General features: G+C 42.3%; 12 protein-coding genes. 11 read left to right on the forward strand and 1 reads right to left on the reverse strand.

The features are described 5' to 3' along the window. Window position 1: 1 nt before the first annotated feature. The 8 genes from xseA to PGR74_RS00290 all read left to right on the forward strand — a co-directional run bounded on the left by xseA (window position 2) and on the right by PGR74_RS00290 (window position 10,882). The gene (xseA, locus tag PGR74_RS00255) at window positions 2-1,402 is read left to right on the forward strand and encodes an exodeoxyribonuclease VII large subunit (protein WP_235375087.1); all 1,401 of its coding nucleotides are present in this window, start codon (window positions 2-4) and stop codon (window positions 1,400-1,402) included. Next, on the forward strand, window positions 1,380-1,577 hold the full coding sequence (xseB, locus tag PGR74_RS00260) for an exodeoxyribonuclease VII small subunit (protein ID WP_041503975.1): 198 nt from the start codon (window positions 1,380-1,382) through the stop codon (window positions 1,575-1,577). The genes xseA and xseB overlap by 23 nt, the downstream gene beginning before the upstream one ends. 9 nt (window positions 1,578-1,586) lie before the next feature. After that, window positions 1,587-2,966 carry a D-alanyl-D-alanine carboxypeptidase/D-alanyl-D-alanine endopeptidase gene (gene dacB, locus PGR74_RS00265; RefSeq protein ID WP_041503974.1) on the forward strand — a complete coding sequence of 460 codons (1,380 nt, stop codon included), beginning with the start codon at window positions 1,587-1,589 and terminating at the stop codon, window positions 2,964-2,966. Window positions 2,967-3,021: 55 nt separating this feature from the next. Further along, window positions 3,022-3,591 (forward strand): RNA polymerase sigma-70 factor, encoded by a 570-nt coding sequence (locus PGR74_RS00270; protein ID WP_041503973.1) that lies wholly within the window; start codon window positions 3,022-3,024, stop codon window positions 3,589-3,591. Between the two features lie 101 nt (window positions 3,592-3,692). Next, window positions 3,693-4,844 carry a FecR family protein gene (locus tag PGR74_RS00275; protein ID WP_041503972.1) on the forward strand — a complete coding sequence of 384 codons (1,152 nt, stop codon included), beginning with the start codon at window positions 3,693-3,695 and terminating at the stop codon, window positions 4,842-4,844. A gap of 134 nt (window positions 4,845-4,978) precedes the next feature. Further along, window positions 4,979-8,452 (forward strand): SusC/RagA family TonB-linked outer membrane protein, encoded by a 3,474-nt coding sequence (locus PGR74_RS00280; RefSeq protein WP_041503971.1) that lies wholly within the window; start codon window positions 4,979-4,981, stop codon window positions 8,450-8,452. A gap of 139 nt (window positions 8,453-8,591) precedes the next feature. Further along, complete coding sequence (locus PGR74_RS00285; RefSeq protein ID WP_270516578.1) at window positions 8,592-10,070, forward strand: RagB/SusD family nutrient uptake outer membrane protein; 1,479 nt, start codon at window positions 8,592-8,594, stop codon at window positions 10,068-10,070. A gap of 5 nt (window positions 10,071-10,075) precedes the next feature. Further along, on the forward strand, window positions 10,076-10,882 hold the full coding sequence (locus PGR74_RS00290; RefSeq protein ID WP_041503969.1) for a hypothetical protein: 807 nt from the start codon (window positions 10,076-10,078) through the stop codon (window positions 10,880-10,882). Window positions 10,883-11,193: 311 nt separating this feature from the next. Here PGR74_RS00290 and PGR74_RS00295 read toward each other — a convergent pair whose 3' ends face one another. Then, window positions 11,194-12,183 (reverse strand): MBL fold metallo-hydrolase, encoded by a 990-nt coding sequence (locus tag PGR74_RS00295; protein WP_041503968.1) that lies wholly within the window; start codon window positions 12,181-12,183, stop codon window positions 11,194-11,196. Between the two features lie 236 nt (window positions 12,184-12,419). Between PGR74_RS00295 and PGR74_RS00300 the strand changes: the two genes are divergently transcribed. From PGR74_RS00300 to PGR74_RS00310, 3 genes are all read left to right on the forward strand, one after another. Next, window positions 12,420-12,995 (forward strand): thymidine kinase, encoded by a 576-nt coding sequence (locus PGR74_RS00300; protein ID WP_041503967.1) that lies wholly within the window; start codon window positions 12,420-12,422, stop codon window positions 12,993-12,995. Between the two features lie 128 nt (window positions 12,996-13,123). Continuing rightward, on the forward strand, window positions 13,124-13,711 hold the full coding sequence (locus PGR74_RS00305) for a hypothetical protein (RefSeq protein ID WP_052634734.1): 588 nt from the start codon (window positions 13,124-13,126) through the stop codon (window positions 13,709-13,711). A 461-nt stretch (window positions 13,712-14,172) separates the two neighbouring features. Further along, entirely contained in the window at window positions 14,173-15,300 is a 1,128-nt protein-coding gene (locus tag PGR74_RS00310) for an efflux RND transporter periplasmic adaptor subunit (RefSeq protein ID WP_235375093.1), read from the forward strand.

Below are 15,300 nucleotides of genomic sequence, written 5' to 3' on the forward strand. Positions count from 1 at the left end.
GATGATGGAACCTATAGGGCTATATCAGCTGAATAATTTGGTGAAACAGACTTTGAAGGAGAGTTTCACCGAGGGGATATTGATTGTGGCGGAAATTGCTGATATCAAAGAGAATCGTTCGGGACATTGTTACATCGAGTTGGTGGAGAAACGGGAAGAGGATGATGCGATTATTGCCACGGCCAGGGCGACGATTTGGGCATTCACGTATCGCTTGTTAAAACCTTATTTTGAAACGACCACGGGAAAATCTTTACAACGGGGAATGAAAGTGTTGGTTCGTGTGGAGGTCGTGTTTCATGAAGTTTATGGTTATTCTTTGAACATTCGCGATATAGATCCTACCTTTACCATAGGAGATGTGGAGCGGAAACGAAAAGAGATACTGGATCGCTTGGAACAGGAAGGAGTTATCCATATGAACCGGGAATTGGAACTCTCTCCCTTACCTAAAGTTATTGCCGTTATATCTTCTCCGACAGCCGCCGGATATGGAGATTTCGTAGATCAGTTGCATCGGAATCCTTTCGGTTATGCTTTCCATACAAAGTTATTCCCGGCAGTGATGCAGGGAGAAAATACGACAGCGTCTGTGATTGCGGCTTTGGAACGGGTATATGAATACGACTCTTTGTTCGATGTGGTCGTGATTATTCGGGGAGGAGGTTCTCAAACCGATTTGGGGAGTTTTGATTCTTACGAATTGGCGGCAAACGTGGCTCAGTTTCCGCTACCTGTTATTGCCGGAATCGGTCACGAACGGGATGAGACAATTGTAGATAGGGTCGCTTTTAAGAGCGTGAAAACTCCGACAGCAGCAGCAGCCTTTTTGATTGAGCAGTTTCAGGCAAGGGAAGCTGGAATAGAAGATTTGCGGGAACGATGGAGGATGAATGTAAATCGACGGTTGGCCGAGGAGAAAAATAAACAATACGTATTGGTCTCCAATTTCAGGCAGTTTACCCGTGCTCTTTTGGATAACCGGAAAAATAGCCTGGTATTTCAGTTACAAAAGGCAGAACATCGTTCAAAGTTGTTTATCCGGAATCAACTGGGCGGATTCGAGCAATGGAAAACACGTGCGGAAGGAAAGGTGCGGTTGAGTTTAGGGCGTCAGACCATGTTGCTGGAGAATTACGGTAGGCAGTTGGAACAACGAGTGAGCAATTGCTTTTCTTATCAAAACCATCGTTTGGAGATGGCAGAGGCCCAAACGAGGTATATGAATCCGAAAAATGTATTGGAACGCGGGTTTTCGATTACCCGGATAAATGGAAAATCAGTAAGAGACATTACCGGTTTACAAGCGGGAGATGTGATCGAGACGGAATTGTATCATGGTAAAATAACGAGCGAAATAAAAAATAAAAAAGAAGAGTATGGAAGAGAAATTGAACTATAAAATGGCTATGGCCGAGATTGAAAGTATTGTCAGTAAGTTGGAAGATAATAAATTAGATATAGATGAATTGGGAGAGAAGGTGAAGCGGGTTTCCCAACTGATTGCTTTTTGTAAAGCTAAGTTGCACGAGACGGAGGAGGAGGTAGAGAATATTTTGAAATCAATGGAAGTTTGAATTTTTGGGATGCCGAAACGGATTTTATATACTTTATTATTTTGCGGGCTGATCGTTTTTCCGCTTTCGGCTCAGGTCGATAGTGCATTGCAAAAATTACTCTCTACACCCGGTTTAAAGCATGCTGCTATCGGAATATCTGTAAAGCGGGTGGGCGATCAAAAAATCATAAGTGCATATCGTTCGGAAACAGCCTTAATACCTGCCTCTGTTACAAAGTTGTTCTGTACGGCTCTGAGTTTGCAAAAGGTGGGTCCGGCCTATACTTTTTCTACCCCCGTCACCTATACGGGAGAGTTAGCGAATGGGATTCTGAAAGGAAATATTGTGATTGAGGCGGGAGGAGATCCTTGTTTGGATTCCCGTTACTTCCCTGCCCGACGTTTTATGGATACGCTTATTCAAGCCATAAAGATATTGGGGATCCATCGGATAGTGGGGACAGTTGTCATTCGTGAACAGGCTCGAGTGGAAATTCCGGGGTCTTGGTTATGGGAAGATATAGCCAATTATTACGGGGCGCTTTATCATTCTTTTAATTATCGGGACAATTTATATACTGTTACGTTGAGACCGGAAAGAACTGCGGGAATGGCAAAAATTATTTCTGTAGTTCCTTCGATAAATGTGGAATTTGTAAATCGGGTAACGGTTTCCGATCTGAAAAAAGAGGAGGTTTGGATTTATGGCGGTCCTTACACGGGGAAACTATTGTTAAAAGGAAATATCACCGCGAAATCTTCTTCCTTTGAAGTGAAGGGAGCCATGCATCGCCCTGCTGAAACCTTTTGTGATGAGTTGAAGAGACGGTTGAGACGACAGGGAATAGCAATAAGCGATACGTCCGTATCCGGAGATTCCGTGCATCCTCTGCATACTTTTATCTCTCCGACCGTAGAAGAGATTGTTTTTTACACGAATAAGAGGAGCATAAATTTATTTGCGGAAGCTTTAGGTAAGTTGGTCAGTTCTGACCGTTTCGAACAGGAGGTAAAGGAGCGTTTAGCGGGAATGGCGATTGATACGGCCGGAATTATTTTAAAAGATGCTTCCGGGCTCTCTATGCAAAATGCTGTTCCCGCGGAAGTGTTTACCGATCTTTTGTTATGGAGCCGTCTGCATTTGGGAAAGTCTTTCTGGGCTTCTTTGCCTGAAGGGGGAGTGGATGGCGGACTGGTTATTTATGCCGATCATCCTGTTTTGCGGAATAACCTGCGAGCAAAAACCGGTTCCTTTACCGGTGTGCGCACCCTTTCCGGATTTTTGAAAACAAGAAACGGGCAGGAACTGGCTTTTACCGTACTGATTAATCATTATACTTGTACTCCGAAGGAGCTGCAGGAGGCCGTTCGGAATTTTTTGGTGGATACGAGCAAAGGTTTGGAGTAATCCGATTTAATATTTACTTTTGTTTATCATGGTTTTTACTCTGTGATGATGTGTTATGTCTATAAATCCGGAACAGATTCTTCAAGGTGTTAATGAGAAAGACGTGAAGGCATGGAAAAGTGTCTATGTCTCTTATTATGCGGCTTTATGTGCCTATGCGAACCGGTTGATTAAAGATGTAGTTGTTTCAGAAGATTTGGTGCAGGAGGTGTTGTGTAACGTTTGGCGATCGGATAGAAAGTTTGAACAGGTGGGCGATTTTACCTTTTATCTGTATCGGGCTGTTTATAATCAGGCCATGATGCATATTCGAAGTTTGAAGTGTAAAGAACAGCATTTACGGCAAATGTTACGGGAATGCCAGGAAGAATTTTCAGAGGAGGTTTTTGCCGATACGGTACGCGAGGAATTACTCAGGCAATTGTATCGTTATATTAATGAGTTGCCTGAAGACAGACGGAAAATTATGTTACTCAGTATTAAGGGGTTCTCCGGGCAGGAGATCGCTGACCAGTTGGGGATCACGATACACACGGTGAAAACTCAAAAAAACAGGAGTTTTAAATTTTTGCGGGAAAAATTGAAAGATTCCGTTTTTTTTATTCTGCTAACCTATTATGTATAAGATAATACCGGGCGTTTTTCTAAAATATTAGTAAAAAATCATCTTTTTTGTCATACCAAAAGTCGGTTCGTGCATTTTCTATATAAAATGAATATAGGAAAATGGGCGATGAATTTCAACGGATTGTTTTTTTGTTTCGGAAAGCGTTTTCCGGAAAATTAACTGTAAAAGAACGGGAAGAGTTCGATAAGTTGATGGAAAATCCTTTTTTATATCGGGTATTTACGGATATATCCGACGATGTTTATGTAGAAGAGGAGTTGGCAAAGTATAGGTTATATTCGCCAGAAAAAGCTTTCCGGAAATTCGAGCAACGGCAGATAAAGAGATTAATGTTGCGAAAACGGTTGTTACGCTGTTCTGTTGCTGCAACTGTCTTCATATTGTTGGGAATCGGGACAGGGCTATGGTTAAATAGGCAGGAGGAAAAACAACTACGGTATGCTGAAAATACGGTTATCCGCCCGGGAATAGCTAAGGCCTATTTGAAATTGGGAGAGAAGCGGGCGAATGAGATCGTGTTGGATAAAGAGGGAAAAATAGAGGAGCGGGGAGGAACGAAAATCCAGTATGAAGCCGGGAAATTAACTTATGTTTCATTGGATACGATTACGGATGCAATCGAATACGATGAATTGATCGTACCTGCGGGAGCGGAATGCTACGTGGCGTTGGAAGATGGTTCTTGTATTTGGATTAACGCGGAAAGCAAACTGAAATACCCCGTTCGTTTCGGAGAGGGTAAACGGGAAATATATATAGAAGGAGAGGCTTATTTTGACATAAAGAAAGATAAACGGCCTTTTATCGTGCATTCCAAGTTGGGAGATGTGAGGGTCTTGGGTACCGCATTCGGGATTACTGCTTATCCGGAAGAGAAGATGATGACGACATTGGTTCGCGGAAAAGTGGCTTATATCGGATATGGGGATTCACTCGCGATTGAACCGGGCGAGCAGGTAATGGCTTCTCCGACGGGAGAGGTGGCATGTCGAAAAGTGAATGTAGACGAGTATGTAGGGTGGAAAGACGGTTTGTACGTGTTTAAAGATCAGAAATTGGAAGATATTATGAAAACGTTGCAGAGATGGTATGATGTGACTGTTTTTTATCAATCGCATCACTTGAAAGAGGTGCGTTTTACGGGTAACCTCAAACGATACGATACGATAAATTCTTTTCTCCAATTACTGGAAGGTACGGGTGAGTTGAAATATAGGATAAGTGGAAATACGGTGATTCTGTATCAATAAAAAACACGGATACCAGACGTAGGAAATTTGTTATCCGTGTTAGAGTATATTAATAACTAATATGTTGCAAAAGTATGGAAAAAGTACCATTGTTAAGGTTAACATGCCTTATTAAGTGTAAAAAAAAGACTTGGATGACTATGAAACTAAGTGCTGTCTTTCTGTTCTTGTTTAGTTTGAATCTTTCTGCTGGGGTATATTCCCAAACTAAAGTGTCTTTGAAGTTGGAACAAGCGACGTTGGAGGAGTTTATTTCGGCGGTGAAGAGTCAGACAGGTATGCAATTCCTTTATAATTCGGTTGTCGTGAAAGGGAAAGAAAAGATTTCTCTCGATATTACGAACGAAGAAGTAAAGGCCGTGTTGGATAAGGTTTTGCCTTCTTTTAATTTGGAATACAAAATCATTAACGATGTGGTTGTATTGCAGCGTAAAGGGGAGAAAGGCTGGATCTCGGACGAAAACAAAGAGGTTATCAAGGGGAAGGTTGTCGATACGAAAGGACTTCCCTTACCCGGCGTGACCATCCGTCTGAAAGGAACCTCCTTGGGAACGGCAACGGATACGAAGGGGTTATTTACCTTGGAATTTACGGGTAAAGTGGACACCATCGTCGTTTCTTTTATCGGGATGAAGACACAGTATGTGAAATTGGAGAAAAATAAAGAAGAGTATCTGATTAAGATGGAAGAAGATATTCAAACAATGGAAGAGGTGGTCGTCACGACAGGTTATCAAAAGTTCAGTAAGCGGGAGTTGGCCAGTTCTATAGTCACGTTGAAAGCTGAAGATGTGGTGGTTGCCGGTGCTATGACGATCGACCAGATGTTGCAGGGGAAGGTTGCGGGAATGTCGGTGACCTTGACTTCGGGAGAGCCGAGTGCAACGCCGAAGATCCGTATACGCGGTACTTCGACAATCAACGGAACGAAGGCTCCGATTTGGGTTGTCGACGGTGTTATTCAGGAAAGTGCTTTGCCTTTTAACGTGTCCGATATCAACGGTCCTGATGCCGAATATTTGATCGGAAACGGGATTGCCGGATTGAATCCGCAGGATATTGAAAGTATAAACGTGTTGAAGGACGCTTCGGCTACCGCTATTTATGGTGTTCAGGCAGCCAATGGTGTGATCGCTATTACCACGAAGGCGGGAAAAAGCGGAAAGCCATCCGTTAATTTCAACGCGAACTATTCTGTAAATCAAAGGCCTTCTTATCGTCGGTTAAATTTAATGAATTCACAAGAAAGAGTACGGTTATCCCAGGAAATCCTTGCTGACGGGTTAGAGTATTATAATGTACCCCGGCGGATGGGCTATGAAGGATTGGTGATGGATCTGTATGATAAGAAAATTACTCCTCGGGAATTTGAAAAACAGGCTAAAGTACTGGAAACTCGTAATACCGATTGGTTTGATATTCTGTTCCGTAATTCCCTGTATCAGGATTACAGTTTAAGTATTGCCGGAGGAGGAGAACATGGACGGTATTATGTTTCGTTGGGTTATAACAATAGTAAAGGGGCAGCTATTGGTTCCGATAGTGAACGGTACACGGCCATGTTGAAAATCACGAGCGATATCGCTCCTTGGTTGCATACGACATTTAAGATGTCCGGTTCCGTATCGGACAACAATGGATTTTATCAAGTTAACCCGCAAGATTATGCTTACCATGCTTCCAGAGTACTTTCTCCGTATAACGAAGACGGAAGTTTATGCTATTATAATCGGGGAACCACGGAAAAACCGAGATCCTACAATGTACTGAACGAGTTGGCTGAAACCGGTTCGAAAGGACATTCGGAGGAGTTGAAGCTCCAATTGAATTTGGATATTGATTTATATAAGGGTTTGAAGTATAGGGGACTTTTTGCTTTTGCCACCTCGAACGCGCGAACGGAGAGTATCGCTACCGAGCGTTCTTATTATATTGCCGATATCCGTGGATATGATCTTGGTTTCTTCCCTCCTTTGAGCCGGGAAGAGGAAAAATCGAAATTGCCCTACGGGGGAGAATTGTCTTATGGCTACACTAATGGCCATACGATTCTGGTACAGAACGGATTGGAATACAAGCGTGTTTTTAATAATAAACATGTTCTTCGGGGATTGTTTATTCAGGAAATCACGATGAAAGAGTATAAAGGACATTCGGCTATCGTGTACGGGTACGATAATGAAGGCGGTGATCGGGTGACTTGGCCGAATCTGGATAACGATAAGATTCGGGAACTGGTGGGGAGAAATGCGCCGGCCGTGATTACGGACCGGGAAACACGAATTGCTTCTTTTATAGGTTCTGTCGACTACTCTTACGAGAATCGTTATATTTTTAATGCCAACATTCGCTCCGACGGTTCTAATAAATTCGGAACAAACCCGAAATATCGTTTTTTGCCTGTCTGGTCTGTATCCGGAAGATGGAACGTGAACGAGGAGCAATTTATGAAAAATGTTGAATGGGTGGATTACTTGGCATTAAGGGCTTCTTACGGTGTTCAGGGAAATATCGGAGACAATTCTTCTCCGGACTTGATTATACAATTGCAGGGGCGTCAGGATCTGACTCAATTGAGATATGCTACCCTAAAACAGTTACCGAATCCCGATCTGCGATGGGAAAAAACAAAATCGGTTAACGTGGGGTTGGAATTCGGATTGGGAGGAAGGTTCTCGGCCACGTTGGAGTATTACAACAAGAGAAGTGAGGATCTGTTGATGAATAAAGAAGTCTCAATGGCAACCGGACGTAATTATCTGACGATTAATTCCGGAATTATGGAGAATAAAGGTTTCGAGGGAGCTATATCCGTGGATATCGTTAAACATAACGGTTTGCAATGGACCTTTAGAGCCAATGCAGCTCATAACGAAAATAAAATTATAAAGTCTCAATATCCCGAGGCGACGGAAAAAGAGATGGGAAAAGATATGATCAAAGGTAATATTACCACGGAGGGAACAGCTATCGGAACATTTTATTCGATTGATTTTGTGCGATTAAGCGAGGAAAACGGGTATCCGTTATTTTTAGATAAAGAGGGCAATGAATCTTATAGCGTGGACTATGATAATGCCACTTTCGTGAGATCGGGTAATTTCAATCCGGACGTAACAGGAGGTTTTGATACCTATGTTTCCTATAAAGGTTTTAATTTGTCCTTGGGATTTTCGTTCCAATTGGGAGGTAAATCCCGTTTGCCCAAGATGTACGGGGACAAAAAAGCTGTATTTGATCCCGCGGAAAACGTGACGAAAGAAATTGCTAATCGTTGGAAGAAACAGGGAGATGAAGCGGTTACTAATATTCCAGCCCTATTTAATTATCGGTCGGATGTGGGGTATACGTTTCAAGAATTTTATGACTTGAGTGATATCCGGGTAGCCAAAACCGATTTTTTAAGATTCCGTTTATTAGCCCTGAGCTATACGTTGCCTTCCGACTTCGTGAAGAAGATGCATCTGCGTGGGATGACGGTGCGTTTTCAAGCAAATAATATAGCCGTTTGGGCTCCGAAGGAGTGGCATAATTTGGATCCGGAAACACCGACAGCGAATATTCCGATATTACCGAGTTATAGTTTGGGGTTAAACCTGACTTTTTAAACCGTCGTTTTTTGATAGCATGCGGAAACGAAGGAACCTGAGATCGGATGGAAGGTAGTAAAAATGTAATGAATGGATAATGAAAATAAATACTTTTTGAAAGATTAGATTTATTGAAGTATCACAAAATGATGAAATTATGAGAAATAAAATAGTATTTACAGGAATAGTGCTTCTCTATATGTTGTCCGGATGCGACAGTTTTCTCGAGTATTCGGATAAGGACGTGGTGATTCCGGAGACGGTGGAACAGTACCGGCAATTGTTAATCGGAGAGGGGTATCCGGAAAACTTTCAGGGTGATGCCGATTATATAAAACTGATGGATGACGATATGGAGATATGGGTCGGAAATAAAAGCAAGGACCAAACTTCCGATGTTGCCAAGTATAAAGGTGTTTTCACCTGGCAACGGGATTTGGAAGAAGAGATGAGTAAGACCGACGGGGCTTACCCGGCCCGGTATAAGAATATATTGGGTTGTAATCTGATTATTAACGATATGGAGAAGATGAAAGGGGGACAGGAAGATATCAACCTGTTGGTAGCCCAGGCCTTGGTCTTACGGGCCTATAATTATTTCTGCCTGGTAAATTGGTACGCGAAACCTTATAATAAAGAGACGGTAAACACAGATCCGGGTGTTTGTATATGGTTGGAAACCAAGCCTTCGCTGGATCGTCTTTACCGGAAGCCGATAGCCGAGGTATACCGATTGATTAACGATGATATGGCAAGAGCGTTGGAGTTATTTGGTAAGGCTTCCGTGCCGGATAACAAGTTTGAGGTTTCGTACGAGGCGGCTTTGATTCTGGCTTCCCGGATTGCCTTGTTCCAAGAGGATTGGGCCGGGGTGAAGAAATACGGAGAAGAATTGTTGAAATTGTCTTCCAAGTTATACGATTTGACGGCTGGAGATATCGCTTTTGGAGAATCTTCTTTCTCTTTTATCAGTCCGACCAAGAATCCGGAAGTGTTGTTTAATTTCGGTAGCGTTTCGACTTCGTACAGGTATATATACACTATTTCCGGGGCTAATGCAGGTCCCTTCTTCCAGGTATCCCAGTTTGCCGACGACGCTTTGTTAAAATTATACGATATGGATAAGGACTTACGGGTGAAAGCATTTTTTAATGTGGCGAAATATCAGTTCGAACCGATTAAATATGCCCGTACTCCTTCTCAAGGGAAAGGAGAGGCTTGGCGAGTTGCGGAGGTATATTTGAATTTGGCGGAGGCATACGTGTTGGATAAACAGGAACCGAATCTGAAACGGGCCGTAGAGTTGTTGAACGAGTTAAGGCAAAATCGTATTCAGGATTACACGGATAAACAGGAGAGTGATTATACGGCAGCTTCGTTGTTGGAAGATATCAGGGTTGAACGGCGGAAGGAATTATGTTTTGAAGAGACTCATCGTTGGTGGGATCTGAGGCGTCAGGGAATGCCCGAATTGAAACATGTTTTGATCAGTAACGGCGGATTGGAGGAAACCTTTATTTTAGAACAGGGGGATGCCGGATACGTGTTGGAGATCCCTCGTAAAGAACGTGAATATAACACGGCGATACAATTGAATAATCGTCCTGAAAGAAAATCTGTTGAAAGTAAAATGTAATAGCGATGAAAAAGATGATATACCTGTTGATGGCGTTTTTTATGTGCTACGCCTGTTCGGAAGACGATATTAAGCCCGAATTGGATTTTAACGTGGAACCGGAAATCTCAAGTTCGACCTCATTGGATAAAAAGATTGCCGATTTCTACAAGAAGTACGATACATTTATTGCTTGTTCGTATACGAATGCAGAGATAAACTGGAACTGGGACTCTTATTATAATTATGTCTATTCTTTTCCGGAAAATGCCGACTACGCGGAAAAATTATTGGATTTTGTACAGGAGAAGGTGTTGGTGAAGTACACGGATGAGATGTTGAAAGAGTTTTTACCGTACCGCATTTATTTGACAGACACCTTATGGGAAACGAAGAATAAAAAGACGCAACGTTACGGTCTTATAGGAGTTAATAGCTACATCTGGGGAGGTGCGGGATCGAAGTCTTTCCCGGCAAAGACGAAGTTGAAAGCGGCCATGCAGGAATTGCACGAATGTGTGGCGAGCGGTTTGATTGCCAAAACCACGGTGTTGCCCGAGGAGTTTTACTCGGTGAGTACTTACGAGGCGGAAGTCATAACCAACGACAAATTGATGTGGGAACGGGGTTATATTTGGCGTAACAGTCGGTTGCAACCCTCGAAAGAGCAGGATTTTTATAAATACGTGGGCTGGTTTGCCGGAACCACGAAAGAAGAGGCCACGGCTTTATGTGACCAGTATCCGCTGATCAAGAAAAAATACGCTTATCTGGTTCAATATTTCAAGGATAACTTCAATATCGATTTGGAAGCATTTCACTGGAAAAACTAAAGCTCTCTTAGATTGAAATAATATCACGCCTTCGTTTAGCATTGAATGAACATGCTAAAACCCGGGCGTGATATTTTTTGCCTGCCCTATTGAGGTATCGATCGAAATCGTAGGTTGCCGGAGCGGGAAGTGCGGGAATCGTTGAATAAAAAATTAAAGGGAAAAAGTGAATGGAGTTTTCTGTGCGCGAACGGAAAAAAAATGAAGCAATATCCGGGTGGCGGTCAACAGTAGCTTGTCCGGGTTAAGGGAGTAGGATTGAATATTATTCGGCGTTTGTGAAAATAGCACATTGCACCCTTCCCTGTGGATTATTTTAGGGGAACTATTTCGCCGAGGACGGGGATATAGATGTTTACCTTGTGTTTTTGAGCTTCTTCTGCGAAAACTTTAGGCGGGTCGCTTAGCGGTTCGTCGGATAGGTCAAAAGTGCCGTAATGCATGGGAATGGTTGTTTTGGCTCCCATTTCCGTGGCTGCTTTGATAGAGTCATGGGGAGAGATGTGGTTGGGTTGCATAAACCAGCGGGGTTTGTAGGCACCGATTCCTAACAAGGCATAGTCCGGAGAACCGAATAGTTCCTTGATTTCGGAAAAGTGTTTGGCATATCCCGTGTCTCCGCTATAATATAGTGAAAGTCCGTTTTTTTCTAACATAAAAGCTCCCCATAGGCGTTGTCCTCCGTCAGCGAAGGAGCGTTTGCCCCAATGTTGGGCAGGGAGAAAGGTTATTTTAAGACCGTTGTCTTCTATTTGTTGATACCATCCGGCTTCGATAACCTGAATAGAAGGGAACCAGGATCGGAGAAGCTCTCCCACACCCAAACCGCAAAAAACCTTCATCCGGGAATTATTGGAAAACAGAAGAGCGATACTTTTTTTATCCAAGTGATCGAAGTGATCGTGACTTATCAGCAGGTAATCGATGTCTTTGAAGATTCGGGGGTTAACCGGTAGGTTGCTTCGTCTGCGAACAAAAGGAATATGACCGAAAACGGGATCGAAGAGCAATTTTTTGCCTCCGAACTGCATGAAAAACGAGTTGTGTCCCAGCCAAACCAAAGCATCTCCTTTTATGTTTTCCAAAGAGTGAAGAAATCTTATTTCGGGATTCCACTTTTCTCTTCGTTTTTCTTTCCTCTGTGGATTAGGAGAGAGTCTCCACTTTAAAACACTACCTATTCCGTGTTTTACATGGTGTTGCTGGTTGATAAATTTTCCTTTGACGACGGGATTTCCTTTCCATTCTTGCCTAATAGTAGTTAATGCTTCATTCCGACGAAAAGAGATAGGTTGACTCATAGTTCCATTCCGATATTCTGTTACAAAGATACGTTTATCGGGAAAAACAGAAGGAATTTTTCTGCTAAAAAATCTATTGATAATGTTATGGTTATGTTAATTTGGTAATAAAAAGTAATGAAAGGAGATGTAAAAGCGAAGAGTACGATGATGAATGGGGAAGATAGGGTAAAAGCACGTGGACCGTACTTCCTCTTCGTTTTTTTTATACCTTTGCAGATGTAAAAGTGGTGAATATGTTTTTGGAAAGTGCTAATCGGGCAGGATGGATAGAGGTAATATGCGGATCAATGTTTTCGGGGAAGACAGAGGAGTTGATCCGTCGATTGAAGCGGGCTAAGTTCGCGAACCAACGGGTAGAGATTTTTAAACCCCAGCTGGATGTCCGTTACTCTGTAGAAGATGTCGTGTCGCACGATGCCAACACAATTCGGTCAACACCTGTAGATTCTTCCGGTAATATTCTTTTGTTGACGGGAGATGTGGATGTGGTTGGAATCGATGAAGCCCAGTTTTTTGATGTTAATATCGTGTCCGTATGCAAGGAGTTGGCGGATCATGGCGTAAGGGTGATCGTTGCCGGATTGGATATGGATTTTCAAGGCAATCCCTTCGGACCTATGCCTCAACTGATGGCTATTGCTGAATATGTAACAAAAGTACATGCCATATGTGTCCGCTGTGGAAATTTGGCCAATCATTCCCATCGATTGACACCGAATGATAGCTTGGTGATGTTGGGAGAACAAGATACTTATGAGCCTATTTGTCGGCATTGCTTTAATAAGAGCATGGAAAAGGAGAAAGAATGAAGGGGTGAATTACGATCGGGATTATTTATTTCATACAACCGTGATATAATTAAATAATTGTATATATTTGAGAGAAAGATACAAATCGTGTGTGATGTTTTTATTTATTAATCTTAATCTGTGAAATGATGGAAATAATCAGAAGAATTACTGTTTTTGGCGTACTCCGAGAGGGTGTCGGTATCGGTTTGAAGAATACGTTATCCTTAATTGCTGCCGTATTTTTGTGGATTTTGACCATTTGGATCCCCTATTTGAATGTGGGAACAACCATCGCTATCATGACCATTCCTGTCGCTTTGAGCAAAGGAGAGATGATCTCTCCCCTGTTTATTTTTGAGGCCAAATACCGGAAATATATGGGTGAATTCTTTACCTTGATCGGATTGATGTCGCTTGCCATCATCCCGGCTCTCTTTTTTGTCGTTATTCCGGGAATTGTTATTTCCATCGGTTGGTCTCTTGCCGTTTATATCTTATTAGACAAGGGAGTTGCTCCGGGAGAGGCGATGATACGTAGTAATCAGGCAACTTATGGTTATAAATGGACCATATTTGGTATTCATTTTGTTTTGGGACTTGCGTTTTATATACTTCTTGTTGTTTTTGCTTTTATTCCTTTTATAGGAGGAATCTTGGCATTTATTCTATTTTTGATCTACATGGTGACTTTATTGGGATGTATTGCGGTTATATATAGAAATTTGACCGTGTGACCGGTTGTGACTCGTAGCTCCCGGTAGAAAAGGTAAGAACCGAGGAGAAAGAGAGAATCGGGTAGCAAGTTGATTTCAGTTACGAATTTTTAGTAAAGTAGGGTGAGGATAGATCTATCCTCACCCTACTTTGCTATTTTTTTTTGCTTTATAAATTAAGATTAAAATCATGTGCAGGATATGCATGTCCGAATAAATTTGTTAATTTTGGGGAGTTTTATGGGGGGATAGGAATCGGAGTATTCCTGAGTTTCTGAGGGGCAGAGGTTCTTATCGATGATTGTATCTGTAATTAAGATTTTTTTTACCTGAGCGGCATAAAAACAATTTTCTTATTGTTTTGTTTGGTATGGTGTTTGTCTATACCCTGTACCTTGGAAGAGAAAATTTAATTATATAAAATATAATATATGAAAATGCAGAGATTAATGATTATTTTTTCCCGACAAGTTATTTGGATGATGTTGGGAATCACTTTTTTTGCTTGTAATAATAAACAGCAATCAGGTCAGCAAGCCGTACCGGATTACGCCGTAATAACGGTAGAGCCTCAGGATGTCGTGTTGACCTCTTCCTATCCGGCGACTATTCGGGGACGGCAAGATGTTGAGATTCGTCCGAATGTCAGCGGATTTATTACGAAATTATGTATAGACGAGGGAGCGAACGTGCGAAAAGGGCAGACGTTGTTTATTATCGATCCCGTGCAATACGAGGAAGCGGTAAATGTAGCTCGTGCTGCCGTAAGCGTGGCTGAAGCGGGCGTGGCTACGGCTCAGTTGACAGCCGATAATAAAAGGGAGTTGGCCAGGAAAAATATTATCAGTAGCTATGATTACCAGATGGCGGAAAACGCCTTAGCTTCGCAAAAAGCAGCGTTAACACAGGCAGAGGCACAATTAGTCAATGCGGAAAAAAATCTTTCATATACGAAAGTGGTGAGTCCTGTCGATGGGGTTATGGGGAGTATCCCTTTTCGGGTGGGTGCTTTGGTTAGTCCCACATCGGCTACGCCTTTGACGACGGTATCGGATATTTCGGAGATGTATGTTTATTTTTCAATGACGGAGAAAGAGTTATTAGATCTGATTCGGCAAGACGGTTCCTCTAAGGAAATTTTAGAACGGATGCCATTGGTTTCTTTGACCTTGGCTGACGGTTCGCTTTATTCCGAGCAAGGAAGAATAGAAACCATTAGCGGGGTAATAGATCGGACCACAGGTGCCGTGAGTGTACGTGCGGCCTTTCGTAATCCCCGGCATTTGTTGAGAAGCGGAGGAACGGGTTCTGTGGTTATTCCTTCGACTTTGAAGAATGCACTTGTTATTCCTCAAAAAACAACTTATGAAATTCAAGATAAAAGATTCGTGTATGTTTTGCAGGAGGATGCTAAGTTGAAGAATACGGAGATAGAAGTATTTAAATTGAATGATGGGAAAAACTTTGTTGTAACTTCCGGTTTAAAGCCCGGTGATAAGATTGTAGCCGAAGGGGTTGGAACACTGAGAGACGGAATGCAAATCAAACCGATTACTTTGGAAGAATCGGCTGCGAAGTTGAAAGCTATGACTCGACCGAAACAAAATTAG

This window comes from Sanguibacteroides sp. AM78-02pH3A (genome assembly GCF_027666085.1).
In the GTDB taxonomy this organism is placed as follows: domain Bacteria; phylum Bacteroidota; class Bacteroidia; order Bacteroidales; family Marinifilaceae; genus Gabonibacter; species Gabonibacter massiliensis.

Excerpts from the sequence above, each read along its gene's own strand:
- xseA (WP_235375087.1), top strand. The coding sequence starts at position 2 with ATGATGGAACCTATAGGGCTATATCAGCTGAATAATTTGGTGAAACAG.
- xseB (WP_041503975.1), top strand. The coding sequence starts at position 1,380 with ATGGAAGAGAAATTGAACTATAAAATGGCTATGGCCGAGATTGAAAGT.
- dacB (WP_041503974.1), top strand. The coding sequence starts at position 1,587 with ATGCCGAAACGGATTTTATATACTTTATTATTTTGCGGGCTGATCGTT.
- PGR74_RS00270 (WP_041503973.1), top strand. The coding sequence starts at position 3,022 with ATGTCTATAAATCCGGAACAGATTCTTCAAGGTGTTAATGAGAAAGAC.
- PGR74_RS00275 (WP_041503972.1), top strand. The coding sequence starts at position 3,693 with ATGGGCGATGAATTTCAACGGATTGTTTTTTTGTTTCGGAAAGCGTTT.
- PGR74_RS00280 (WP_041503971.1), top strand. The coding sequence starts at position 4,979 with ATGACTATGAAACTAAGTGCTGTCTTTCTGTTCTTGTTTAGTTTGAAT.
- PGR74_RS00285 (WP_270516578.1), top strand. The coding sequence starts at position 8,592 with ATGAGAAATAAAATAGTATTTACAGGAATAGTGCTTCTCTATATGTTG.
- PGR74_RS00290 (WP_041503969.1), top strand. The coding sequence starts at position 10,076 with ATGAAAAAGATGATATACCTGTTGATGGCGTTTTTTATGTGCTACGCC.
- PGR74_RS00295 (WP_041503968.1), bottom strand. The coding sequence starts at position 12,183 with ATGAGTCAACCTATCTCTTTTCGTCGGAATGAAGCATTAACTACTATT.
- PGR74_RS00300 (WP_041503967.1), top strand. The coding sequence starts at position 12,420 with ATGTTTTTGGAAAGTGCTAATCGGGCAGGATGGATAGAGGTAATATGC.
- PGR74_RS00305 (WP_052634734.1), top strand. The coding sequence starts at position 13,124 with ATGGAAATAATCAGAAGAATTACTGTTTTTGGCGTACTCCGAGAGGGT.
- PGR74_RS00310 (WP_235375093.1), top strand. The coding sequence starts at position 14,173 with ATGTTGGGAATCACTTTTTTTGCTTGTAATAATAAACAGCAATCAGGT.